The 23,844-nt window shown below is 45.2% G+C and carries 20 protein-coding genes and 1 tRNA gene; 8 read left to right on the top strand and 13 right to left on the bottom strand.

Going from position 1 to position 23,844, the window contains the following annotated elements; all coding sequences use genetic code 11:
* Positions 1-463 precede the first annotated feature (463 nt).
* Positions 464-1,213, bottom strand: a complete 750-nt coding sequence (locus VX941_12330) for a DUF6445 family protein (protein MEE2934192.1) — start codon at positions 1,211-1,213, stop codon at positions 464-466.
* A 187-nt stretch (positions 1,214-1,400) separates the two neighbouring features.
* Here VX941_12330 and msrP point away from each other — a divergent pair, with 187 nt between their 5' ends.
* Positions 1,401-2,384, top strand: a complete 984-nt coding sequence (gene msrP / locus VX941_12325; GenBank protein MEE2934191.1) for a protein-methionine-sulfoxide reductase catalytic subunit MsrP — start codon at positions 1,401-1,403, stop codon at positions 2,382-2,384.
* Between the two features lie 175 nt (positions 2,385-2,559).
* On the opposite strand, the gene VX941_12320 is transcribed toward msrP, so the two are convergent.
* Genes VX941_12320 through VX941_12305 form a run of 4 tightly spaced genes read right to left on the bottom strand, consistent with a single transcriptional unit; the run spans position 2,560 to position 7,123 of the window.
* Positions 2,560-3,465: a LysR family transcriptional regulator gene (locus tag VX941_12320; protein ID MEE2934190.1), complete on the bottom strand. Its 906-nt coding sequence runs from the start codon at positions 3,463-3,465 to the stop codon at positions 2,560-2,562.
* A 21-nt stretch (positions 3,466-3,486) separates the two neighbouring features.
* Positions 3,487-5,403 carry a hypothetical protein gene (locus VX941_12315; GenBank protein ID MEE2934189.1) on the bottom strand — a complete coding sequence of 639 codons (1,917 nt, stop codon included), beginning with the start codon at positions 5,401-5,403 and terminating at the stop codon, positions 3,487-3,489.
* Positions 5,404-5,431: 28 nt separating this feature from the next.
* Positions 5,432-6,100: a 2OG-Fe(II) oxygenase gene (locus VX941_12310; GenBank protein ID MEE2934188.1), complete on the bottom strand. Its 669-nt coding sequence runs from the start codon at positions 6,098-6,100 to the stop codon at positions 5,432-5,434.
* 39 nt (positions 6,101-6,139) lie between these two features.
* Positions 6,140-7,123, bottom strand: a complete 984-nt coding sequence (locus VX941_12305; protein ID MEE2934187.1) for a mitochondrial fission ELM1 family protein — start codon at positions 7,121-7,123, stop codon at positions 6,140-6,142.
* A gap of 114 nt (positions 7,124-7,237) precedes the next feature.
* On the opposite strand from VX941_12305, the gene VX941_12300 reads away from it, so the two are divergent.
* Complete coding sequence (locus VX941_12300; GenBank protein MEE2934186.1) at positions 7,238-7,741, top strand: Lrp/AsnC family transcriptional regulator; 504 nt, start codon at positions 7,238-7,240, stop codon at positions 7,739-7,741.
* A gap of 253 nt (positions 7,742-7,994) precedes the next feature.
* Here VX941_12300 and greA read toward each other — a convergent pair whose 3' ends face one another.
* The 3 genes from greA to carA form a co-directional block, all read right to left on the bottom strand.
* Complete coding sequence (gene greA / locus VX941_12295; GenBank protein ID MEE2934185.1) at positions 7,995-8,468, bottom strand: transcription elongation factor GreA; 474 nt, start codon at positions 8,466-8,468, stop codon at positions 7,995-7,997.
* A 103-nt stretch (positions 8,469-8,571) separates the two neighbouring features.
* On the bottom strand, positions 8,572-11,814 hold the full coding sequence (gene carB / locus VX941_12290; GenBank protein ID MEE2934184.1) for a carbamoyl-phosphate synthase large subunit: 3,243 nt from the start codon (positions 11,812-11,814) through the stop codon (positions 8,572-8,574).
* Positions 11,807-12,991 carry a glutamine-hydrolyzing carbamoyl-phosphate synthase small subunit gene (carA, locus tag VX941_12285; GenBank protein MEE2934183.1) on the bottom strand — a complete coding sequence of 395 codons (1,185 nt, stop codon included), beginning with the start codon at positions 12,989-12,991 and terminating at the stop codon, positions 11,807-11,809. Before carA ends, carB begins: the two co-directional genes overlap by 8 nt.
* Before the next feature lie 250 nt (positions 12,992-13,241).
* Here carA and VX941_12280 point away from each other — a divergent pair, with 250 nt between their 5' ends.
* The 4 genes from VX941_12280 (at position 13,242) to VX941_12265 (ending at position 17,836) form a co-directional block, all read left to right on the top strand.
* Positions 13,242-13,697 carry a GatB/YqeY domain-containing protein gene (locus tag VX941_12280; protein MEE2934182.1) on the top strand — a complete coding sequence of 152 codons (456 nt, stop codon included), beginning with the start codon at positions 13,242-13,244 and terminating at the stop codon, positions 13,695-13,697.
* A gap of 99 nt (positions 13,698-13,796) precedes the next feature.
* Complete coding sequence (gene dnaG, locus VX941_12275; GenBank protein MEE2934181.1) at positions 13,797-15,668, top strand: DNA primase; 1,872 nt, start codon at positions 13,797-13,799, stop codon at positions 15,666-15,668.
* A 57-nt stretch (positions 15,669-15,725) separates the two neighbouring features.
* A complete protein-coding gene (gene rpoD, locus VX941_12270; protein ID MEE2934180.1) occupies positions 15,726-17,723 on the top strand; it encodes an RNA polymerase sigma factor RpoD in 1,998 nt (665 codons plus the stop codon).
* A 35-nt stretch (positions 17,724-17,758) separates the two neighbouring features.
* A tRNA-Ile gene (locus VX941_12265) sits at positions 17,759-17,836 on the top strand.
* 26 nt (positions 17,837-17,862) lie between these two features.
* On the opposite strand, the gene VX941_12260 is transcribed toward VX941_12265, so the two are convergent.
* A complete protein-coding gene (locus VX941_12260) occupies positions 17,863-18,582 on the bottom strand; it encodes an SDR family NAD(P)-dependent oxidoreductase (protein MEE2934179.1) in 720 nt (239 codons plus the stop codon).
* 52 nt (positions 18,583-18,634) lie between these two features.
* Positions 18,635-19,075 (bottom strand): pyridoxamine 5'-phosphate oxidase family protein, encoded by a 441-nt coding sequence (locus tag VX941_12255; GenBank protein MEE2934178.1) that lies wholly within the window; start codon positions 19,073-19,075, stop codon positions 18,635-18,637.
* 126 nt (positions 19,076-19,201) lie between these two features.
* Here VX941_12255 and VX941_12250 point away from each other — a divergent pair, with 126 nt between their 5' ends.
* A complete protein-coding gene (locus VX941_12250) occupies positions 19,202-19,891 on the top strand; it encodes a DUF6134 family protein (protein MEE2934177.1) in 690 nt (229 codons plus the stop codon).
* 46 nt (positions 19,892-19,937) lie between these two features.
* A complete protein-coding gene (locus VX941_12245) occupies positions 19,938-20,708 on the top strand; it encodes an SDR family NAD(P)-dependent oxidoreductase (protein MEE2934176.1) in 771 nt (256 codons plus the stop codon).
* Positions 20,709-20,728: 20 nt separating this feature from the next.
* Here the strand turns inward: VX941_12245 and VX941_12240 are convergent, their stop codons facing one another.
* Genes VX941_12240 through VX941_12230 form a run of 3 tightly spaced genes read right to left on the bottom strand, consistent with a single transcriptional unit; the run spans position 20,729 to position 23,840 of the window.
* The gene (locus VX941_12240) at positions 20,729-21,247 is read right to left on the bottom strand and encodes a DUF3833 domain-containing protein (GenBank protein ID MEE2934175.1); all 519 of its coding nucleotides are present in this window, start codon (positions 21,245-21,247) and stop codon (positions 20,729-20,731) included.
* Positions 21,237-22,589: an MFS transporter gene (locus tag VX941_12235; protein MEE2934174.1), complete on the bottom strand. Its 1,353-nt coding sequence runs from the start codon at positions 22,587-22,589 to the stop codon at positions 21,237-21,239. Before VX941_12235 ends, VX941_12240 begins: the two co-directional genes overlap by 11 nt.
* Before the next feature lie 36 nt (positions 22,590-22,625).
* The gene (locus tag VX941_12230) at positions 22,626-23,840 is read right to left on the bottom strand and encodes a cyclopropane-fatty-acyl-phospholipid synthase family protein (protein MEE2934173.1); all 1,215 of its coding nucleotides are present in this window, start codon (positions 23,838-23,840) and stop codon (positions 22,626-22,628) included.
* Positions 23,841-23,844: the final 4 nt, after the last annotated feature.

The raw sequence follows: 23,844 nt of genomic DNA, 5'->3' as shown, positions 1-23,844 counted from the left end.
ATTTTGCAATATTCTTGTTCAACACTGTTGCAAATCTGTCACATGCATAAAAGATGGCAGGATCAACCGCCCCCCTAGTTCTGAGCCCAATCAGCAAGATTTTTCTCCAAAACCCCTCAGTTAATAAGCAAATTTGCTCTTCTCCAAAAACTCAACGTTTGCAATTTTTAGCGGCCTGTTGCTTGTTATAGTCTTTCTACAGACCAATTTGGTGGTGCGGAATTGGTACGTTAATTCAAACCCAAGCAAATATAAATTTTATTATTTAAGCCTCTTGGAGCAGCAAAGTTTCTATATTAATGAAGTAATAAACCCTGAATGGCCGCAATCTAACAAACGTGGATTGTGTGCTGAAAAACAAGCAAAGACTATCTGATTTTCGGCGATATCTTTTACCCATGGCAGTTGAGTTAGGCGACGCCATCAAAAAAAAGGCTCTAGGTAAAGTTTTCCTACCAATTAGTTACTTGTCCCAGAAATTCATATCGTAAGTAACATCGCCAATGAACATGGCCTGATTAATACGATAATGATCTCTGAATGAGTTGCGTTCATGCCAAGCCCCATGAAACATAACGCCAGGATAAACTAAGAGACGGTTGTAAACCATGGGAATGATACCGAGGACTTCCCAATATTGTTCGAAATTCTCCAGAAAATAGTCACTACCCGTTTCATAGTTATTTTTAGTAAAAATAGTTTTGTGAATCGCCTCATGCATAGTCGGGTCAGCCGGCATACGATCAAGCGGTGGTTTTTTTGATCGATAGAAAGCAGTTCCTCCGGAACACTCTTGTTCGGTGTTAAGCATTACTAACGCTGTAACAAGATTTCCGTCATCATGGGGGTATGCTTGGCTATTTTTGGGTTGATCATTTATAAGCCGAAATATGTTGCTATTGAAGAAAGTGGACGGAGAGTGAATTTGTATGTGGAGGAATTGCTCAGCAATTTGCTTCACTGCTTGCTGGGCCTCCAAATACGGTAACTTCTGAGACTGCCGACAATCATAGTAATCGATGAAGTTTCGTGTGTCTGGCTGATCCTTCCAAACCGGGTAAGGGGTTTGCAGGATAATATTTCTCACGATATCTGGATTTTGGTAGAATTCATCCGCTATGACTACAGTATTATCGGTGCCTTCAAGTGTAAGAATTTCAATATTCAGGTCTTTGTTGACGGCGAAAGCCTCAGCTGGCTTGAACGGAAACATTGAGATGCTCCTCAATTGGTTTATTGTTAGTTTGTCTGCACTCGCTTCTTGCGTCTATTAGGGGTTGCCTAGCCATTGGTGTAAAGTTAAATCACTAAAAATGGCATCCCGTTAATCTAAACGTCATATTGCATCGAAGGCCAAGCTAACTAGTCTGTACCAAGAGGCAAACCTGTGGAGTTTTGGAATGTTGATAAAGCGAAGGTACGGTTGGGAGCTGGCAGAACACTCCACAACTGATGAAAAAACATTCGTAGCAAGACGAAAAATCTTAAAAGCAGCAGGGCTTTTGGGAGCGTCGACGGGTTTTGCCACCTTTTTGAAATCAAATCCCTGTTTAGCCAGTCCAGATGTCAAGTCAAAATCAAACCTGTATCCGGTTTTACGAAACCTACGATACATGGTGGATCGCTCTGTGACGGAGGAAAACTTAGTTACCCGTTATAACAATTTCTATGAATTCGGAAGTCATAAAAATATCGCGCCCGCTGCTCAGGCTATGAAAATTTACCCTTGGCAAATTCTCATTGACGGTGAGGTTGAAAAAGTAATCAAAATTGACATCGACGGCTTGTTACGGCAGATGCAACTCGAAGAAAGGGTGTACCGTTTTCGTTGTGTTGAAGCTTGGTCAATGATTGTTCCTTGGAGTGGGTTTTCATTACGTTCATTACTTGATCTTGCCAAACCTACTTTGGATGCAAAGTATCTGAGAATGGAAACAATCGCAGACGATTCATACATGCCAGGTGTTCGTCAAACATGGTATGATTGGCCATATGTGGAATGTCTTACTATGGCTGAAGCTGCAAATGAGTTGTCTTTTATCGCAACCGGCATGTATGGCAGGCCTATCCCCAAACAAAATGGAGCGCCACTTCGACTTGTGGTCCCTTGGAAGTACGGATTTAAGTCAATCAAATCAATCACACGGTTTACTTTCGTGAAAAATCGCCCGAAAACATTTTGGGAGAGAGCGCAAGGTGGGGAATATGGATTCTGGGCAAACGTCAATCCGTCGGTGGCTCATCCGCGTTGGAGCCAGGCAACTGAACAGCCTCTCGGTAAAGCAAACAGAATTCCCACATTAATGTATAACGGGTATGGGGATTTCGTAGCTGGTTTGTACACTGGAATGAGGACGGAGTTGGGTGCCAAGCTGTACCGTTGATCGAAACATTAAGCGAAAACAATATTGTGGGTAATGTAAATTTCATTCGAATTAGGCACTTAGTTTTTTAAAAAAACGTAATCGCTGTTTTAGGGGCAGGCACGTCCTTGGTTCTTTATTTTGTGCCACGAAATTGAGCTATTCAGTCTAACTTCATCCCAAAGCGAAGCCGACGTTAGTCTGGGGAGGACTGAAAGGGTTTCTGATTAACTTGACGAAGTAAGAATTCTCTGAAAACCGCTATCCTTTTTGAGTGGCGTAATTCCTCTGGGTAAACAAAAAAGGTTTGAATTTTAGGTCCACCGAATTGAGGCAAAACTTTCACTAAATTACTGTCGTGAGCGATCATATAATCGGGTAAGCCCGCAAGGCCAAGCCCACCGCGTGCTGCTCGATAAACGCCGTAGAGATTGTTTACGGTTAGCACGGGTTCTCTTTTTTGTCCTGTCTTTGCACCCAAGTCGAGAAGCCAGTTAATAGAGGGGACCGGTGGCGATAAGTCGCTGCCGTAAACAATCAATCTGTGGTTGTCAAGCTCTTCGGGTGTTTGAGGAGTGCCCTTTTCTTCGAGGTATTCTGGCGATGCATACACATGTGATCTCACCGGCATTAGGGTCCGTTGAATGAGGTCCGGTTGTTGTGGTGCCGAGAGCCGAATCCCAATATCAGCCTCTCGCATGCCGAGGTCAAGCTCACCATCGGTTAAAACTAAATGCACCTCGACTTCCGGGTAGGTGTCTATGAATTTCTTTATTCGCGGAGTAAGCCAAAGCGATCCGAGTGCTACAGTGGTAGTAATCTTCAAAGGTCCACTTGGGCGTTTTTTATCTTCCGTGATTTGGGCCTCAACCATGGCAAGTTTGTGGAAAACATCATGGGTCGTTCGGTAAAGGTTCTCTCCGTGCTCGGTGAGCATCAAACCCCGCGCGTGGCGATGAAACAAAGTATTTTCAAGGCTGGTTTCTAGTGTACTTATTTGTCTGCTAATTGCTGATTGGCTCAAATTTAACGTGTCCGCCGCATGTGTGAAACTTCCAGCCTCTGCAACTGCGTGAAAGACACGAAGTTTATCCCAGTCGATTGCCATCCTAGCGACCTCTTTTTAAAAACCAAACATGTGGTCTAGGCTAAAACTATTTTCGCGGTCACTGAGTCCGTGGTATCCGAAAAGCCGGCAAGTCGTGTCTCGGATGAGCACGTAGGAATCCTCGCCAGCTTCTGTAATGCTGGCGATGTCAAATGTTTCACTGTACCGGAAATGCAATGATCCGCCACAAGGAATACTAATGTTCTCGGTTGTAATGATCTGGCCGTTTCGGTTGTGCAAGATTAGCTCTGTTCGACTAAATTCATGCCATGGAGTGGAGGCGGGATAGATTAAATGACATAACGCTTCTTGTGTTTTTCGTCCGGTACGAAGAAAAAGACGAGTACTTAATCCAGGCGGGGGACCAACATACGATTGTGGTTCATTCTTGTATGTGAGGATGCTATTGAAAATGTGTGCTCCAAAACTGGTCTCTGCGGCATGGCCATTATGCCGGTCTTCGTAACGGAACAATCCGTGAAGCCACCCATCCGCCTCACCGCCATCGGAGAAATCATAAACCAATTCGACATGGCCATAACCAGCCTTTAAACAATGCTTTTGGTTGCTACCTAACCAAAGGTCTGCGTCTAAATATTCCTCGTGATTTCGTCTTAAACATCCGAATCTATGTCGCGCAATTTCATTACCCTGATGATCATAAGCGACAGCTGCGACTGGCAAATTCTCCTGGTTAGTAGCCATGGGCGTTGGAAGAATTGTTGTCTTGAACCGTTCGAAGGGCAATAATGGAGCAGGTAAAAGGTAACCCTTGCCTAAATGAATATTAAGCTCGGGAATTTTGGCGTCTGTTTCTAGGTCACTGCGTTCTACATTAGGATGGCTTATGCGGCTCCTACCTTGGGCTGTTGTTATTTCGTAACGCGGCCTAACAAAATGTTTACCAGCATTGATCTCAATCTGGGCCGGCCATTTTACATCGGGTAGCAGACTTGAAACATCTAATGGCAAGGAGGCAAATGCGGGTATTTCTTTGTCGAGCCAGACTATATCTTTATCACCCATCCGATTTAGTCCAATTGCACCCTTTTTAATTGGACACGGATGACTATTTTGTACCCAAAGCAGCACCTTCTCACCCAATCTCGGGGCTGGCAGACCCCCATATAAGTCTGCAGGCCATGCATTGGCGTCGTGTGTGCATGAAAGCACCGTTTCATCATTACCATAGGTATCTAGCGCATATTTGACTACGTCATGCCCAGCTGCACCTACAATATGAATAAATAGTTGGCCTGAAAAATCTCCGAGCTCAAATCGACGACGTATTTCTTCCGAATCAATAACAATCGTTGAAACTTTATCATCCAAGGATTGCTCCCAGTCTGCAAGAATTTCGCCCGTGCTGCCAAAAAGCCTACACCAAATCTTTATATTTTTGGCCCCATAACCTGCCCAATAGTTAGCGCTTACTAGACGGGTGTGTTTTGTGCCCGTGTCTCTGAAAAATGCGAAGTTTGTGGCGAAATTGATCGGATCCAAATAATGACGTCGATTTGTAAGCATCGCATCATCAAGACGCATATCATCGAGACTGAAGATTTTGGCATTACAGCCTACGATGTGACTAATATTTTCCATTACTCTAGCGGCGTCAAAGGTTACAACAAAAATTGTATCCGCCACGCTAGGAGATAATTTGGTAATGGATTGTGCCTCTAGTCCGAACACTTTAGTACCTATCATCTCAACGTCTTGTATGTAGCAGCCGTTAACCTGCAATCGACTGCAGTCATGCATCTCCGCGAAAGCGTTAGCCAGTCCCTGAGGATCAAAGATAGCTATTTGCCCACTCTCAGCGAGCTGATTTATCAAGGCCACTGCTTTTTTCATAACCAATGGGTGGCCAATAGCTTTAAATGCACTGAAACCGCCGCTCTTATTATTAAATGTTTCTATATTTAGCGCCATTCTGGTTCCATTTTTATGGGTTTCCTGCCTAATTCCGGCCACTAAAGTTTTTCAACATTGCGGATAAGTTGTGCCGTAATGCTTCCCTCCACAAATAGGTACGGCCCCTCACCCAGTTTAATTGCATAGAACGTCGTTCTCCCTCATATGATTTGTGGCCGTGCCACGCATTATCGTCACAACGGAAGGCGAGCAGCGTCCCTGCGACAGGAGGAACTATTACTGAATAGTCTTCGATATCATTTTCTGACCGTAAAAGGCGAAGCTGTCCGCCCGATTGATCCCAGTGCCCATTCAAATAAACTAAGACAGTAATAATTTTCCCTCCGGAGTCACGGTGTATTTTTCCATCTTGAGCTCGACATTGTCCCCGGACTGTCAACATGTTTGGCTGGTTTGAGAGGTCGATTGAGAACTTATTACCTATTGCCTGTTCGAACTCTTTTCCTCTGAGTTGATCGACAAAATTTTCAAAAACCCCTCGTATTTTCAGAGCGCTTATTGGGAAACTGCCTGGATGTCGGATTGAAGGAAAACTTTCATTTATATCGGCAAGAGCCGAATCGCAAATAAAATTTGGGACTATTAAATGATCAAAAGGGGCGCGCTCGAGAGGCATGTCACGAAAAGCCGCTAAATTTAACATCGGACATACTTGAACGTGGTTGTTGTGTGTTGCATTGACGATTGATAGCATAATCGAACTGCTTTAGTAAGTGAAACCCAGAGAAGTTAATTACCTTTGGGTTGCTTCGATACGCCGCAGTGCTTCTTTTGCTACCCGTGCTGGTTCATTTAAGGGCTGGTAGCTCCATTCTTCTAGGTACCCTTTGAATGGTCTAGCAATACCTTGAAGATAAAGCGACTGATGAAAGATTTCAAATTTGCGATTTTTCCCCTCGAGCTCAGCTATAAGTAATGGTTTGCCTGAAGCAGCTGCCTCTGTAATCATATTGACAGAGTCGCACGTTACGATAATTGCGTCAGCGGCAGATAAAAAAGCGAAGTAGGGGTTTTTGCCTTTCCCATTCCAAAAGACATTTGGAATATCCTCTACTGCGTTGCTTAAAAGTTTGAAATTGGCCTCGGTTGTCCGCCGTGACGTAGTAATCATCAGCCCGGCCCCCGTTTGTCTGTTAATGGCAACCAAGTCTCGCGCAATACGCCTTATGGTCCCAGCAGTCATGTTATAACTACTGTTGCTTCCGCCAATGAGAACTGCAATTCTGGGGTGGGGCAATGGATCAATTATTTTTGAAAACTGACGTGAGGCACGTCTAAGCGCGTCAGGTGTGACACGGTGCATGGATCCATTAACTTGAATAACATTATGACCACGTAGCCCATCGTGGATCGGGGCAGAAATTAGGTCAAAATGCGATATTTTTACTCGAGGGTGTTGGACATGAATAATGAATGTTGTGCCAGAACTCCGTGATTTGATCGCTAGAGCCGGACCCACGGCATTACGTCCACAGCTGATAACAACATCCGGCCACGGCATTTCGATCGCATCGCTACCTGGACCTGCGAAGTCTATGAAAGAGGGCCACACTCTGGCGGGCAGCCATTTCCATGGTGCCTTTGGGAGAATGACTTTTTCTACGATGGTTCCCTCATCAACTCGACCAAGCAATGCTTCGGCTAAACCAAGGCACTGATTAGCCATGCCGATTTTACCATCGGTCAAAGTCCAGATCGAGAGAGAAGTGGTAGTCAAAGGTAATACAGATCCTTTGTTGCTTTGTTACCGTTGTGTCATTTCGGTCTAAATAGTGTTTCGCACATCTTAATCTTTGTAATATTATTGCGCGACAAAAAAAGGAACATCACTATGGGCAGGGTCAAGTTAGACAATATTGATTTGAGTATTCTACGAGATTTACAGGCTAGTGGACGCATGACTAACGTAGATTTAGCACGTCGTGCGAAAATTTCCGCTCCCCCGTGTTTGCGTCGAGTTAGGGCACTCGAAAAATCTGGCGTTATCCGCGGGTATCATGCGGATATTGATGGCGAAATGCTGGGTTACGGAGTCACAGTGTTTGCACAGGTGGGTCTCAAAAGCCAAGCTGACAATGACCTTGCCGCATTTGAGGCGCTGGTTGAAGGGTGGCCGCAAGTTCGCGATTGCTATATGCTTGCTGGGGACACGGACTTTCTACTGCGTGTCGTGGCCGGTGATTGGGAATCTTACAATAATTTTTTAACTTCCACGCTTACTGCAGCCCCTAATGTTAGTCATGTTAAGTCGGCACTAGCAATAAGAGCTTCGAAGCAGGACTTCGGTGTGCCAATAGAAAAAGATGTGGATACTATCGGTACTACACTGGATTGATTCAGCTTTTTTGATAGCTACCACCTATAACATTAAACGATAACGGTAGATGGGCGACGCCCTGCATGTTAAATTGGTGCAAAACAGCGATTATTGCCATTGTATATTGGCAAATGTTGGCGCTACCCCAAAACAACAGTATGATGATGTGCAATACAGGTTTTCGATTAAAAAAGACGTTTTATCCGTTTTGTTAACGCCTGTTCAAGAACGCCATTTTATAAATGGAAACGTCAGATATTGTTGCAAAATATTATTTGTAGCCAACTTTTATAATTTCGTAGTCTTTTTGACCGCGGGGTGTGTTTACCTCTGCGCTATCACCTGCTGATTTTCCAATTAATGCGCGCGCAATTGGTGACGTTACCGATATGCGGCCGTTGCCTGGATCAGCCTCATACTCGCCAACAATTTGGAATGTTGACTTTTCGTCCGTATCCTCGTCGGCAACAGTGACTGTTGCTCCAAATTTTACTTGTTTTCCTTTCAAAGCTTTGACGTCGATTATATCCATGCGACTTGTTTTATCTTCAAGCTCCATGATACGTCCTTCGATGAAACTCTGTTGCTCACGTGCAGCATGGTATTCAGCATTTTCGGACAAATCTCCATGCTCACGCGCTGCTGCTATAGCTTTGATTATTGCCGGCCGGTCGACTGTTTTTAGATTTCGCAACTCGTCTTGCATCCGCGATGCTCCATCGGCTGTAATTGGGAAGCGTTCCATTTTGAATCACCACTTTATTTATCTGCGCAAACTCGCATCATACACTCAAAAGGATGTATTATACCATAATCTTCGTGGAAAAGGAGATAGTCGTGTACTTTACTCAATTGAAGTAGGATTGCAACGGTGCCACATCAAGAGTGCCCTGTTTTATTGCCATGATTGCCTTGATTGCCGCGCGAGCACCAGCGAATGTCGTGTAATAGGGTACCGAATGCGAGAGAGCTGTGCGACGAATGCTAAAACTGTCCTTTATAGCTTGAACGTCTTCAGTAGTGTTGAATACAAGTTGCACATCACCGTTAATCATCGCGTCTACAACATGCGGCTGTCCCTCGGCGACTTTGTTGACATTACTGATTGGTATGCCTTCTGCCGCTAGGAACTTTGCGGTGCCTCGGGTGGCGATCAAAGTAAAGCCGAGTTTTATTAAATCGCGCGCAGGCTCGATAAATAAGCCTTTATCTTGATCTTTAACTGAGATGAAAACGCAGCCAGTTTTTGGGAGCTTAATGCCACTTCCTATTTGTGACTTGGCAAATGCGCGGCCAAAATCACAGTCGATACCCATAACTTCACCAGTGGATTTCATTTCGGGGCCAAGCACCACATCGACCCCCGGGAAACGTGCGAACGGAAACACTGCTTCTTTCACTGCCACATGATGAGAATTTGCAGTCGACGCGAACTGGAAGTTCCTTATTTTTTCTCCAGTCATTAATCTCGCAGCAATTTTAGCGATAGCTATACCTGTGGCCTTCGCAACGAATGGAACTGTTCTACTTGCGCGCGGATTGACCTCTATAAGTAGCACTTTCTTATCTTTTATTGCGTATTGTACATTCATTAACCCGACAACACCAAGAGCCATAGCAAGTTCTTTGGTTTGCCGTTTAATCTCGGTGATGATATCGCCTGAGAGCGAGTATGGTGGTAGGGAGCACGCGCTGTCACCAGAATGAATACCGGCTTCTTCAATATGTTCCATGATGCCCGCGATCAACACTTCTTCGCCGTCAGACAGGGCATCCACGTCAACCTCAATGGCACCGGCGAGGAAGTGGTCCACTAGAACGGGGTGATCCCCGGAAACGCGCACTGCAGTTGTCATGTAGCGTTTCAATTCAGTTTCATCGTGGATCAACTCCATCGCCCTGCCACCAAGCACGTAGGATGGCCTCAATAAAACGGGATAACCAACTTTTGATGCAATTTTGCGTGCTTCTGGGAGTGAGGTTGCAGTTCCCGCATCTGGCTGTCGTAGTTTAAGTTTCTTTAAAAGACATTGGAATCGTGATCGATCCTCGGCCAAATCAATTGCGTCAGGTGAAGTCCCAAGGATAGGCACTCCAATCTTTTCTAGATCATTGGCTAGCTTCAGTGGCGTCTGACCACCGAATTGAACTATCACCCCTACTAAGTCCCCTTTTCCTTGTTCGGCACGGATAATAGAGATGACATCTTCCGCAGTCAGAGGTTCAAAATAAAGCCTGTCAGAAGTATCATAGTCCGTTGATACAGTTTCTGGATTACAGTTAATCATGATGGTTTCATAACCCGCATCTCGCAGCGCATAGACAGCGTGGACACAACAATAATCAAATTCAATACCTTGACCTATCCTATTTGGGCCACCGCCGAGAATAATAACTTTTTTGCGATCTGAAACCTCAGCTTCAGTCTCGGCTGGCTCAAAACCGTCACCCTCATAAGTGGAATAAAGGTACGGTGTTTTAGATGGGAATTCTGCCGCGCACGTATCTATCTGTTTAAATACGGGAGCTACCCCCAATTTTAGGCGTGCCTTAGCAACTAATTGTTCAGATGTCCTCACTAATTTGGCTAGCCGAGAGTCACTAAACCCCAGTTTTTTGATACGAAGAAATTCTGAAGCTGTTTTGGGCAATCCCGATTTTGCAATCGCTGCTTCCGCTTCGACAATAACACTTATCTGCCTTAGAAACCAAGGGTCCACCTTGCAGGCTTCATAAATTTCTTCCAGTTCCAGATCATGTCGGAATGCTTGTGCAATTAAAAGAATTCGAAAGGGTATCGGCTGGCGTAATGCTCCTAACATTTTGCTTTTATCATTATCCTCGGCTCCAGCCAGCGTGACCTCGTCAAAGCCCGAAAGGCCCGTCTCCATCGAGCGCAGTGCTTTTTGAAGGCTTTCCGGAAAACTTCGGCCTATTGACATCGCCTCGCCAACTGACTTCATAGCTGTAGTTAGTGTGGGCTCTGCACCAGAAAATTTCTCAAAAGTAAAGCGTGGTATTTTTGTAACAATATAATCGATTGTCGGCTCAAAACTTGCGGGCGTCACTTCGGTTATATCATTGGTCAGTTCGTCGAGCGTGTATCCTATAGCTAGTTTGGCGGCAATCTTTGCAATAGGAAAGCCGGTAGCTTTAGAGGCCAATGCAGAGGAACGTGATACTCGCGGGTTCATTTCAATGATAACCATGCGGCCATTTTTTGGATTGATCGCGAACTGCACGTTAGACCCGCCGGTGTCAACACCTATTTCTCGAAGGCACGCAATCGAAGCGTCACGCAAGATTTGATATTCTTTATCGCTGAGTGTAAGGGCTGGCGCGACAGTAATTGAATCTCCAGTATGAATTCCCATTGGATCAATGTTTTCGATAGAGCAGATTATAATACAATTATCTAGATTATCTCGAACCACCTCCATCTCAAATTCTTTCCAACCGAGCACAGACTCTTCCACCAATACTTCAGAGGTAGGAGATGCGCGCAGACCTGTTTCCAACAACTCCATATATTGTTGACGATTGTATGCAATTCCGCCACCTGTACCACCGAGCGTAAAAGAGGGACGCAGAATAGCGGGCAATCCTATCTCTTTCATTGCTTCACAAGCGTCCCCCAAATTATTTACCAGCGCACTTCGTGGTGTTTGGAGTCCAATTTTTGTCATTGCTTCTCGAAATAATTTGCGATCTTCAGCTTTAGCTATTACGTCGGCTCTTGCTCCTATCAATTCCACATCAAGTCGTTTTAAAGTGCCGTCATGGAAAAGGTCGAGTGCGGTGTTGAGTGCTGTCTGTCCTCCCATCGTTGGTAGGACAGCGTCTGGTTTCTCACGTTCAAGGACTTTTGCGACAGTTTTGGGTGTGATTGGTTCAACGTAAGTAGCATCGGCTGTTTCGGGGTCAGTCATAATCGTGGCAGGATTAGAGTTTATTAGAATTACACGGTATCCCTCGTCTCTTAATGCTTTGCACGCTTGTGTCCCCGAATAGTCAAACTCACAAGCTTGCCCAATGACGATTGGTCCAGCCCCGATGATGCAGATTGACTTGAGATCAGTACGTTTAGGCACGGATTTTGGACGCTTTCTCTATGTTTTGAATGAAACTTTGAAATAGGTAGTGGCTGTCTTGTGGCCCCGGGGATGCTTCGGGGTGGTATTGCACCGAAAATACGGGTCTGTTTTTGAGTTGTATGCCTTCGAGGCTGTTGTCGAATAATGATACATGACTCACTGAAACTTCATCCGGAAGTGAATCTTTTAAGACTACAAATCCATGGTTTTGGCTGGTTATTTCAACTCTGCCATTTGTGATATTTTTAACCGGATGATTTGCGCCTCGATGGCCGTGATGCATTTTTTCTGTATTAGCTCCTAATGCACGTGCAAGAAGCTGATGCCCTAGGCAGATACCGAACAATGGTTTTTCTGCATAAAGCAATTTTTTAATGGTAGGTTCGGCATAAACCCCTGTTGCTGCAGGGTCCCCCGGGCCATTTGAAAGAAAAACACCATCCGGCTTTAGATCCAGAATAGTTGTTGCATCTGTCGTCGCCGGTACAACGGTAATTTTGCATCGGAATTGAGCGAGGCACCGAAGAATATTGTGTTTTGCACCGTAATCGATTGCAACTACATGATGCTGAGAGGGGGGGGGCGTAGTTTTATCCTTCACTGGCGACCAAAAGCCTTCATGCCACTCGTAACTATTTTTGCAACTGACTTCTTTCGCGAGGTCCATGCCTTTGAGACCTTCAAAGGACGCCGCTTTTTCTATTGCGTTGCAAATATCAAAACGTCTCTTTTTGGAATGTATTAGTAGACCGTTGGTAGCTCCCTTATCCCTAATATATCTGGTAAGCTTTCTAGTATCGAGGCCAGTCAGAGCCACTAACTTATGAATTTTCATCCATTCGCTTAAGTTTTGGGTTGAACGCCAATTCGAAGGTTCAGTGATGTCTGCCTTAATTATGCAGCCTTGTGCAGCCGGCGTTAACGACTCGAGATCTTCATTGTTGGTTCCAACATTGCCGATATGGGGGAACGTGAAACAGATTAACTGACCCGCGTAAGAGGGGTCGGTCATGATTTCTTGATACCCAGTCATCGATGTGTTGAAGCATATCTCGCCTAGTGCCTCTCCCTGCGCTCCAGCTCCGAGCCCCCACATTACTGACCCATCCGATAGAACTAGAGCCCCCGTTGCCTGGGGCGGCGGGATATACGAAGACTTTAATGCAACGGCCATATGGGATTTTCTCTTTAAAGGGCAGGCGCCACAAATTTCTTACAGCTATAGGACAGGGACCTACCTCACTATGACTTAAAAAATCAACATGTGTGAAAAAAACATAAACCCCAAAAGTGATCAATCGACCTTGTAAAAGTGAGAAAATATAAAAGTGCCTATTTATCAGCGTGTTATTTATTTTCAAAAGGTTGCACTAGTAAATTAGATTAGTTACGGTTTTAGGAATAAAATTGGGAGGGTAAATAGTATGTTGCGCGAAGAGCTCAACGAGTCGTTGAAAAAAGCTATTAAATCACAAGAAACCTGTGCTATTTCGACAATTCGATTGATCTTAGCGGCCTTAAAAGACCGAGATATCGCCGCGCGTTCCAAGGGCAATGCGGATGGTGTTGGCGATGATTCGATACTTCAGCTATTGCAAACAATGGTAAAGCAGCGGCATGATAGCAGTGCTTTGTATAAGAAAGGTAATCGCCCGGAACTTGCAGCACGTGAATTGCAAGAAATTGAGATTATCAAATCCTTTATGCCAGAACAAATGGATGAAATAGAAATAAAATCCGCAGTCGTTCAGATGGTAGAGGAACTCAATGCTTCGGGTCTTAAGGAAATGGGCTCAGTGATGTCTGCTCTCCGCCAACGTTATGCTGGTAGGATGGATTTCAGCAAGGCAAGCGCAATGGTCAAGCAAAGCTTGGCTTAGTGGTTGCAGAATTGATCGTCGTGGGAGTAGGCTTGCAAAATTATCTCGGTTTAAACCAACAATGGGGCAGATTAGCCTGTATCACATTGGTATCTATATATGAACTTCCCACCAAATTTTCTTGACGAAATTAGGACCCGGTTACTGGTTTCAGAGATTTGTGGCAAGCGGGTAAATCTAAAAAAGCAAGGTCGCGAGTTCATTGGATTAAGCCCTTTTAACAATGAAAAAACGCCTTCTTTTACCGTTAATGATGAGAAGGGTTTTTATCATTGTTTCTCTAGCGGAAAGCATGGAGATATTTTTTCTTTTGTCATGGCTGTGGAAGGACTGAGCTTTCCGGAGGCTGTTGAAAAGCTCGCTAGAGATGCCGGGCTAGAAGTTCCTCGGGCGACGGCTGCTGAGCGGGCCAGAAGCGACATGCGGTCAGGGTTACATGAAGTAATGGATCTGGCATGTAAGTTTTTTCAACAAAGCTTACTAGAGCGGTGTGGGGATCATGCGCGAAAATACATTGAGGGGCGAGGACTGGATGCCGAGACGATTTCAAAATTTCGTTTGGGCTATGCACCACCCGGGAATGCAATGCCTGTGGCGCTCAGGAAGTCAGGAGTCTCCGAGAGCTCACTACTCGAGTGCGGGCTGCTGCGAGCTTCTGATAATGGGCAGCCGGCTTATGCCTTTTTCCGTGACCGGGTTCTTTTCCCAATAACAGATCGCAGTGGGCGGGTTATAGGGTTCGGCGGACGTTTAATGGGAGATGGAAACACTGCAAAATATATTAATTCACCAGATACAATTCTTTTTAGCAAAGGCCGCACATTATACAATCTCGCTAATGCGCGCCAAGCCGCTCACGAGGGTCATCCTGTCATTGTCGTCGAGGGATACATGGATGTGATTTCTCTAGACCGAGCCGGCTTTAAAGGTGCAGTGGCGCCTCTAGGTACTGCTTTAACGGAAAATCAACTGGAAGAGGTTTGGAGGCTGAATTCGGAGCCAGTGCTGTGTTTCGATGGAGACTCTGCGGGTGCGCGGGCCGCTATGAAAGCTGCTGAACGTTCGTTAGAATTGTTAAGGCCTGGACGTTCAGTTCAGTTTGCTTATCTGCCGGCAGGCGACGACCCGGATAGTTTGATTGCGGCACAAGGACCGCAAGCAATCTCGGAAGTGATAACTAGCGCGAGGCCTCTCGTCGATATGCTTTGGGCTTATGAATATACGTTAAAAACACTGGATACACCCGAGCGGCGAGCAGACTTAGAGGTTCGTCTTGGCAAGAGAGCTTCTGTAATCGCGGATGGCAGTGTGCAGCAACATTACAGGCAAATTTTTAGAGATAGAGTGTGGCAGGTCTTCCGAAATAAACGGGTAGGTGGCAATTCACACAAAAATCAATTTATACGCCCGGTTGACTACTCGCGAAAGATTACAGAGCCGTCTACCGGTCATTTGAGGGCAAATGTCGCTGCAATGCGGTCTCGACGGATGCAGGTCCTGCTTGCGACGATACTTAACTTTCCCGTCCTGCTAGATGAGTTTGGTGAAGCGCTGGCAGAAATAACCATATCGCCGGACCTTGACAAATTGCTTCAGGAAATTCAACAGTGGTATACAAAAACGCAGGGGCTTGACGCAGATGAGTTAAAAAGCCACCTCTATGCACAGGGATTTAAAACAATTGTTAATTGCCTGAGCAGTAAAGAAGTAATGTCACATGCAGCATTTGCTCGTGACACATCGGACGGCAGCGGCGATTATAATGTTATGTTGAGCCGCGCTCGGAAAGGGTTTGAGCAGACATTGAACATGTTTATGCAGGCTAAGCGAAAGCAAGAGGTGTTAGCCAGTGCCAGAGTTGCTGCTGGTGATGGAACCGAAGAAAGTGAACGGCGCTTTCTTGCTTTTCGGCGGGTTATGGAAGATGAAACGGCTGATATGTTAGGTGGTAACGGTATCGATTCTGATTAGTTAAATTGTCTCTGTGATTAGATATAAAATTAAAAATGCGATTGGGAGCATTAGGTAATGGCAAATTCAGTAGCAGCCAAAAAAACCAAAAACCAAAAGGTAAACGGTAAACCTAACGCCGAAGCTGTGGACCGTCCCCTGTTGGATATAGGACGCGCAGCTTTGAAGAAGCTAATTACGAAAGCTAAAGAACGTGGTTATATTACAATTGACGAATTAAATAAAGCGCTGCCTCAGGGGCAGGTTTCTCCCGAACAAATTGAAGACACGATGACTCTTTTTGCGGAGATGGATATAAACGTGATTGACAGCGAAGAATCTGAAGAGAATGGGGGGCCTCCAGAGGCGGCAAGCAACGAGAAACAGGACTCGCCTGTTGCTGGGAACCTCTCTGATGATGACATCGGGCGCACAGATGACCCGGTAAGAATGTATTTACGAGAAATGGGAAGTGTTGAGTTGCTCTCGCGAGAGGGTGAAATTGCCATTGCAAAGCGAATAGAGGCAGGTCGTGAGAAGATGATAGGGTCGTTGTGTGAAAGTGCACTAACGATGCGTGCGATTGCGCGTTGGCAAGATGCTATTGTTGAGGGCGAAGTTCTACTTAGGGACATTATAGATCTAGATAGTACATACGGAGCTTCGTACGGGACTCCTCCTCCGACTGCGGCTAATAACAACTTGAGCGTCGACAAACCAACTACATCTGCAAGCAATAACACTCTTTCAGATGATCACGATGATGAGGGTACATCGGAGGACGAAGAAACTGATGATGATGAGGTTTCGGTATCATTAGCTGCAATGGAAGAAACACTGAAGCCCGAAATTCTATCAAAGTTTAAAGAAATAAGCGCTGTTTATAAGAAGTTAAACCGCGCTCAGGACAAACGCCTTAATATGATCCAGAGTGGAAAAGAGGTCTCGAAATCGACTGAGCGCACTTATGAACGACACCGAAAAACACTCGTCGGCCTGATGGACGGTGTACAACTGAACAACTCTCGGATAGAGCAATTGGTGCACCAACTCTACGACCTGAATAAAGGCCTCAACCGTCGTGAAGGACGCATTTTACGGATGGCCGTCAATTGCGGTGTCGAGCGTAAAACATTTATGGAGCAATATTTCGGTCACGAATTAAATCCCGGCTGGTTCGATCATTTGAAAGGTTTGCGCAAACGGCCGTGGCAGAGTTTTGTTAGAAAGCACAGCGAGGATGTCTCAACGTTGCGAGGAGAGATTGCCAAGACTGCTGGCGAGATTTCTATGCCGTTGCCTGAGTTCCGTCGCATTGTTCAATCTGTACAGCAGGGAGAGCGGGAAGCAAGTCGGGCCAAAAAAGAAATGGTCGAGGCTAATCTTCGTCTCGTGATATCAATCGCGAAAAAGTACACCAACCGGGGCCTTCAGTTTCTTGATCTTATACAGGAAGGGAATATTGGCCTTATGAAGGCGGTCGACAAGTTCGAGTATCGTCGCGGCTATAAGTTTTCGACATATGCAACGTGGTGGATACGCCAAGCAATTACGCGCTCGATAGCAGATCAGGCGCGTACGATACGTATTCCGGTACATATGATTGAAACTATAAATAAGCTGGTAAGAACGTCGCGTCAAATGCTGCATGAGATAGGTCGAGAACCGACGCCGGAGGAGTTATCTGAAAAACTTCATATGCCACTTGAGAAAGTTCGCAAAGTACTCAAAATTGCGAAAGAGCCTATTAGCCTAGAAACTCCGATTGGTGATGAGGAAGACAGCCATCTCGGCGATTTCATTGAAGATAAAAATGCAATTTTGCCCTCTGATGCTGCAATTCACTCTAACCTTCGTGAAACCACTACGCGAGTTCTTTCTAGTTTGACTCCAAGAGAAGAAAGAGTGCTTCGTATGCGATTTGGAATTGGAATGAACACTGATCATACATTAGAGGAGGTTGGCCAACAATTCTCAGTCACTAGAGAGCGTATTCGCCAAATAGAAGCAAAAGCACTGCGAAAACTGAAGCATCCGAGCCGGTCCCGCAAGCTGCGTAGTTTCTTAGATTACTAATACCGACAGACCTCAGGTTATAGTCACTTCTTCTTGGGCCCGTAGCTCAATTTGGTTAGAGCAAACCGCTCATAACGGTTTGGTTGCAGGTTCAAGTCCTGCCGGGCCCACCACTTAAACTACCTTGTAGGCTTTTTTATTAGTACGGTATTCGGGTGCCGTCCCACGCTAAGTGATACCCTGATTGATCAGGGGTAACGCCATTTATAACCCTAAGTAAGTTGGCTGCAGCATCTAAAGATGACACTAAACCGCCTTCTGGCACGGATCGTTGGAAAGGCTTTGATAACGCGGTATTGACGGTGCCTGGGTGGAGGGCGACGCAAACTGTGTGCGAGTTGCGTCTAGCACTTTCAATCGCAAGCGTACGGGTTAGCATAACAAGTGCTGCTTTAGCCATCCTGTAACCATACCACCCACCCATGTTATTGTCTGTAATACTGCCAACACGGGCGCCAAGAATTGCAAAGACATTTTTACGACCAGGTGATAGGAGTGGAACAAAATACTTTGCCACTAATGCAGGTCCGATCACGTTTACCCGATAAAGTTGCTCGAGAGAACCTGAGTCAATGCTTCGGAAAGTCTTTTCGGGGTATAATCCGTTATTGTTATGGAGGAGTCCGGTAGCAACTATGACTAAATCCAGTGACCCATCTTCCCTAATCAATTCAGCCGCACCTGAAATAGTGCTTTCGTCATCGTAATCAATTATTATTGCGTTGGCACAGGTTTTTGTCCGGCTAATTGGATAAAGCTGCGATACTCGAGGGTCAGTGTTAAGCTGATCAACGAGAGCACTACCAATTCCACCGGAAGCACCAAACACGGCCACACGCATCTCGTCACTAAAATCCATGCGTTGCTCCCTTCAAGTTTTGTTTTTCAAAGCACTTGTCGGAACCAATCAGTCAGGCTGCCATACGCTTACGATAATCCCAGCTGTGAAATGCAACTGGCCTAATACTTATAACGACTTCGTCCTCGGACGGTTTTAACAACCATTTTTTAAACTGCGCTTTGTCTTTCGAAATATACCTATTAGCAAGCCTTTCAAGCATCTCATGTGCATTCTCATTAGATATGGATGCTACGCCCTGTCCCCGCACCCCGAAGTATGGTGCAGTTTCCCTAGCGACCTCAAAGGCACACCGGGGTGATTGTGCAATGCTACTTGCTATTCTAGCCTGACGTTTCGTTGCACAAAACAATGTTCCGCCGTCGTAAATAAACCAAAGTGAAACAACCATGGGCCATCCCGTCGGAGAATTCGCTGCCAGGCGCAACGGAAGACTAGTAACTATAAGATGTTCCTCAATATCAGAGAGGGACATAGGACCATTGATCTTCATGTTGCTTCTCCTAATATAACAGGTATACGTATTATGAGGGTCTCTGGATCAACTAAACTTGTTTTGAGATCGATAGGACGATTATCAGACTCTGCGCAAGAGTATTTACTCCCAATGAAGGAACTAATGAGAAAAAAGATTTCAAAGTGGTCAGTTGGATCTTTTAAGCCAGCTATTTTTATTTTCGGATTTCTTATATTTGGTTTGGCTTTTGGTGAGGGCTATGGGAAAGAGCGCAGCTCAATCGCATTTAAGATTAATCAAGACGGATCGGAAGTCGGTCGTCACACGCTAGAGTTTTACAAAATTGGTCGCGATTTGCATGTCGACATAGCGATCGACATTAACATTAAAGTACTATTTATTCCCATTTATAGTTATAGACATCGCAACACAGAAATTTGGCGGGATGGAAAACTTCTCTCTATAACGACGGAAACTAATGATGATGGCGAAAAGCACTGGGTGAAGGGGAAAGCTGAAAACGGTTTGTTCAGGATTTCAAGCTCAAGCGGGGACTTCGTGGCGCCTCCCACTATAATCCCTACTAGTTACTGGTCGCCAAAAACTACTGCACAATCAATACTCTTGGACACACAACACGGAAAGTTGCTTGATGTTACCATAAAGCAATTAGACAACACTACGCTGTTGACCCCCAGCGCTAATATTCCTGCTAGGCATTTTGTTATTACCGGCGACTTGGAACTCTCCCTCTGGTACTCCCAATCTGGGGATTGGGTTAAAACAGCTTTTCAAGTAGGCGGCGCCGAATTCAGCTACACTCTTGACCGTAAATTCGTTAAGGAGGATTAAGATTGTTACTTGGTGGATTACAGCAAAAATGTAGTCACTGTTGACAATGCCTGAGACAACGAAATCCAAAATTGTTTGGATTACTGGTGCTAGTTCAGGTATTGGTCGTGCTTTAGCGCTTAAGATGGCGTCTGAAGAATGGACCGTAGCGGCTACAGCTCGCTCAGTGGCAAGGTTAGAGACATTGGCGGACGAGTCTAAAATGCTCCCAGGCACAATATATCCGTTTGCCGCTGACGTGACAGCCAGTTCTGAAATCTGTTCAATATTAGAAAGGATCGAAACTAGCTGCGGTGCGATTGACCTAGCAGTACTCAATGCCGGAACTTATGTTGCAGATACGGCAAAGACGACATGCGGGAAAAATGTTACGGCGTTAATGCAGCTGAATTTCGTTGGAACGGTAAACTGTCTGCACCCTCTAGCAAAAAAAATGCGTTCAAGAGGTGCGGGCGCGATTGCTGTCGTCTCCTCTCTGTCTGGGTACGTTGGGCTTCCTGGAGCTGCAGGTTATGGGGCATCAAAGGCAGCGCTTATCAACCTCACGGAATCCCTACACCCGGAGCTTTCTGAATATGGAATAAAATTACAGATTGTTAACCCCGGGTTCGTAAAAACACCGTTGACTGACAAAAATCAGTTTAAAATGCCTTTTTTGATGGAAGTTGATGATGCAGCCGACGCTCTCTACAAGGGACTGAAGTCTAACAGGTTTGAAATCACCTTCCCTACGCGTTTCTCAATAATAATCAAATTACTAAGGTACATGCCGTATAAACTGTTTTTTTCTATTACAAAACGTCTGTTACCGTCATGAGCAGTTGAGGGCACGTTTTACTACTCAGCGGCAACAGCTAGTGTGTTTTCGACGCTGGCTTGGCCTCTCTCGTCAGGTTTTCTGAAAAACAATGTAATTTCACCGATGGTAATTCCAAATTTACTCATTTCGGCTGTATTGAACAGAACGCCATCCGGCTGTAAAAACATCCAATCATCAAAATTCACGTTCCAGATACGCCCGCCGATTTTAAGAGCAAGGGTGTAAGACCAATTCAACGCACTGCCATAAGCTTTCCCGACAGCCTTGCCGATAACGTCTTCAGCTTCACCCACGTAGTCGTTGTCATTTATCTTGCGAATCTTCCAGACGCGTTTATCAGTTTCACCGTCATCATAATTGAACGACTCATCAAGTGTGAGAACTTGCCCGTCCCAAGTACCCGTCATATCAACAGTGAACTGCCTGCGAATATTGCCAAATCGATCCTTGACTATTCCCCACGCCCGGGTTTTGCCATTAAAATATTGCTCTAAAGCAAATTTTGGCTGTTTTCCTTTGAAATCTTCAATTTTCATATTGCTGCATCCCACGGTCATAAGCCCTAAGGCTGGGAGAATGAGAAATAATATTTTCTTCATGAATATCCCCATTGTTGAACCCATCTTTATCTAGGCGATACCTCCACATCAACGCTATAGCCCCTACTTTAAACAATATAGGTAGGCCGCCATAGAGCAGGGTCAACATAAATAATCCATTCTCTGTTTGATTAGTGGCTTTTGGGCTAAACCCAGACCACTCGAGTAACGGAAATGAGATGCCTACCGCTCCCGCCAAAGCAAGTTTGGTAGCAAAATTCCAGAAGCCAAAAAAAGCTCCTGCTCTGTCCTCTCCGCTTTTAATGCTATCCCGTGCTATGATATCTGCTTGGATTGATGGTGGTAAGGTGAGGTCAGCACCAAGGCAAAAACCAGTAAGCGCACAGATGCAAGCAAAGTAAAAAATATCACCTTGTTCTAAAAATTGTACTGAGACAAAGCAAACACAAGCCATCACCATTGCTGCTGACCATGCACGATGCTTATCGATGCAGCGGCTAAGGACTAACCAGCCCGGAATTCCAATTATGCCACAAGCAAAATACAGCATTAAAAGAGGGCCGACCTCATCAGGAGCTCCTAGAATGTGACTTACGAAAAGAATAAATAATGTGGCAGGTAGTCCGTTTGCAAATCCATTCAAGAAATAGGCAAGCAATAGTCTTTTAAAGGGTTCGTCTTGGGAAATAGTTTTTAAAGAGCTCCGCCACCTCCAATTTGATAAGTTTTGCGCTACCTGGTCTTGAGTTGTTGTTATCAACAAAACAACGCTTATTATGAATATCAGCGTTATAGATATTGCAAATATCTGCATTGCAAAGCGCATGTCATCGCCTGCTAGGTAGGGAATGGCGGCTGCTAGAATTGTTCCAATTATTACAAAGCACTCACGGATACCCGTTACGCGACTACGCTCGTGATACCCCTTTGCCAATTCGGCTCCCCAAGCCAAATAGGGTATCGTAACCATAGTGATACCTAGATAGAAAATCACGCTCACTACTAATAAATATGTTGCCCCTGCGCCCGTTAATGGCATGAAGAGCAATACTAAACCCGTGAGGAATACCGGACTCCCTGCTACGATCCATTTTTTGCGACGGTTTTTATGTTCACCTATTCGGTCAGAAAGCACACCGACTAATGGATCACTAATAAAGTCCCAAATGCGCGCGACTAACAATACCAAACCAACAGTTGTCAAACTTAGCCCCACACTTGTGGAGTAAAATGTCGGCAAATAAACATAAAGTGGCAGGCTTATCCCAGCCAGTGGCAAACCCATTTGACCATAAGCCATTAGTTTTGCGTTATGCATGTGAATGCTTCCACGATTCGTCGGATTTCTCATAAATTAGTCTCGACTCAAAATTGCATGGACGACATCGATGCGGCCTATGTTAAAACCCGCCTCGCAATAACAAAAATAGTATCGCCACATGCGACGAAAGTGCTCATCGAACCCCAAACTTTTTATATGAGCCCACTTCATGTCGAAGGTCTCGCACCAAATCCGGAGAGTTTTGGCGTAATCTGCCCCAAATTTACTGCAATTTTCCCAATTAAGCTGTGCGGCTTGAACTTCTTTTTGTAATCTTTCAATTGTCGGTAGCATGCCGCCTGGAAAGATATATTGCTGAATAAAATCGGGATTCCGGCGGTAACTCTGCCAGTATGCTTGATCTATAGTAATGGCTTGAATAGCTGCTCGACCACCACTACGCAAAAGAGAGTAAAATTTCTGGAAGTAGCTGGCCCAATAAGCTTCTCCAACGGCTTCTAGCATTTCTATAGAAACTATTCGGTCGAATTTTTCATTTATATCACGATAGTCGCACAGCTTGATGCTAATTTGTCCCTCAAGTCCTAATTTTGCGACATTCTTTTTGGCGTAGTCATATTGCGCCGGAGAAATTGTTAAAGCGGTTACTTTACAGCCTTTTGTCTTGACCGCATAGATTGCAAACCCCCCCCAACCGCACCCAATCTCTAGGATGTGGTGAGATGCGTCCACATTTAGTTTACTTAACAATAGATGATATTTGTATTCCTGAGCTTTTTCGAGAGAGGCGTTGCATTCGGGAAAAGCTGCAGAGGAGTAAGTCATTGAGGGGTCGAGCCATGAAGCATAGAATTCGTTGCCGAGGTCATAATGGCTTTTTATGTTACGCTTAGCCCCACTACGGCTGTTCGCACGTAACGCGTGCCCAAAACGAGCGAACCATCGAAAAAAAGGTATACCTTTCAGAAAATTAGCCCACGCAACATCTTCGTTTAGAGCCCCTAGTTGAATTAGCGCAGTCAGATCAGGTGTGTCACAGATGCCCTCCATATATGCTTCTGCAAAACCAACATCACCGCCAGTAAAAAGTTTGCGCGCAAATCCAGGTTTTTTAAGTATAAGTTCCGCGTCGGGGCCATCTTCCTCACCAACAAAATGGAAAGTGCCGCCTTTACGCGTTTTTATGGTGAGACGCCCAAATGTGATGGCGTTACCTAGTCGTTCAACGAATTTTTTTCCACTTTGTTTGTTTTTCATAGTAGTGCTCTCGAATTTTGTGCCTGCCATTTCG

Source organism: Pseudomonadota bacterium (assembly GCA_036339585.1).
In the GTDB taxonomy this organism is placed as follows: Bacteria; Pseudomonadota; Alphaproteobacteria; order UBA8366; family UBA8366; genus UBA8366.
This window is presented reverse-complemented; position numbering and strand designations above follow the sequence as displayed.